Annotated in this window: 3 protein-coding genes; 2 read left to right on the top strand and 1 reads right to left on the bottom strand. The window is 67.0% G+C overall.

What is annotated here, in order from left to right; all coding sequences use genetic code 11:
• A partial coding sequence (locus DEIPI_RS30060; RefSeq protein ID WP_045234058.1) for an Hsp33 family molecular chaperone HslO occupies positions 1–661 on the top strand: 661 nt, incomplete at its 5' end.
• 46 nt (positions 662–707) lie between these two features.
• Here DEIPI_RS30060 and DEIPI_RS37645 read toward each other — a convergent pair.
• Positions 708–1,076 carry a hypothetical protein gene (locus DEIPI_RS37645; RefSeq protein WP_169737072.1) on the bottom strand — a complete coding sequence of 123 codons (369 nt, stop codon included), beginning with the start codon at positions 1,074–1,076 and terminating at the stop codon, positions 708–710.
• A 110-nt stretch (positions 1,077–1,186) separates the two neighbouring features.
• On the opposite strand from DEIPI_RS37645, the gene DEIPI_RS36590 reads away from it, so the two are divergent.
• On the top strand, positions 1,187–1,344 hold a 158-nt coding region (locus tag DEIPI_RS36590; RefSeq protein ID WP_281173202.1), incomplete at its 3' end, for a S4 domain-containing protein.

Genomic DNA, 1,344 nt, shown 5'->3' with positions numbered 1-1,344 from the left:
CGGCTCCGTCGTCGCGGAGGGCAGCGCCGACGGCGAGGCGCGCGGCTACGTCCGCCACCCCCACGCGGAACTCCCGCCCCGCGAGAGCGACGGCAAGCTCGACGTGCGCGGCCTCATCGGCGACGGTGACCTCGCCGTGATGCGCCTGCTGGAGAACGCCGAGCCCTACACCGGCAGCGTCGAGCTCGTCAGCGGCGAGATCGCCGAGGACCTCGCGTACTACCTCGCGCGCTCCGAGCAGATCCCGAGCGCCCTGCTGCTCGGCGTGTACGTCGAGAAGGGCCACGTGACCCACGCGGGCGGCCTGCTCGTGCAGGCCATGCCCGGCGCGAAGGACGAGACGCTCGCCCGGCTGGAGGCCAACGTGAAGGCCATGGGCTCCATCACGGACAACCTGCGGCGCGGCAGCGTCCTGGAGATCGTGCAGCGCGCCACGGAGGGCCTCGGCCTCGTGCTGCAGCCCGACGCGACCGAGGCGCGCTTCGCCTGCCGCTGCTCCGAGGAGCGCGCCCTGGCGTCGCTGACGTACTTCGCGCCGTCCGAGCGGCAGGAGATGATCGACGAGGGCGGCCAGGAGGTCGTGTGCCACTGGTGCGGCCACAAGTACCACCTCAGCCCCGAGCAGATCCGCACCATCGACGCGCCCAAGGCGCGGGCGTAAGCAGCAGGAGGAACGAACGCGACGGAATTCCGTCGCGTTCGTCTTATCAAGTCCCGAGTTCAGGGTGTCTGCGGAGGATGTCCTCCGAGATCTCGTCCGGGAGAGCCCATAGGCACTCCTTGAGGAGCGAGGCGGTGTCATCAAGAAGCCGTTTGTTGACGATCAGGACTTCTTGGAGCCGTCGCCGTCTTGACCTGGTGGCGGCCTCCAGGCGCTCTTCGAGCCATGACAACTCCGTGGTCATGGACCATTCGGCATGCGCCATGGTTCTCAATGCCGACGACAGACCCAGGGCGAGCAGGCTGACGTTGCCGTCCTCCAGTGCCGATCCAACAAGATAGATCGAACCGAAACCGCCCTTTTCAATTCGCTCAAAATGCTCAAATAATTGATTGAAATAGGCCGATAAATTCATCGTTTCACCTAGGTAGTTTCCCTCCATCATCGCTTCACAGGCTCCCGGAACGAGGAAAAAGGCAACGCCTTCCCTGCGGACCGCCTATCCCCGCACTACACTGTCCCCCGATGACCGACCCCTCCTCCCCCACCGCCCTGGACCTCGTCGCCTCCCCGGGGCGGCTCGACGCCGTGCTGAGCGCGCTCAGCGGCGTGAGCCGCTCGCAGGTCTCCGGCTGGATCGAGGCGGGCCGCGTCCGCGTGGGCGGCGTGGCCGTCACGAAGGC

The organism is Deinococcus pimensis DSM 21231 (assembly GCF_000519345.1).
Classification (GTDB): Bacteria; Deinococcota; Deinococci; order Deinococcales; family Deinococcaceae; genus Deinococcus_A; species Deinococcus_A pimensis.
The sequence above is the reverse complement of the archived record's forward strand: the minus strand, read 5'-3'. Positions and strand labels throughout refer to the sequence as shown.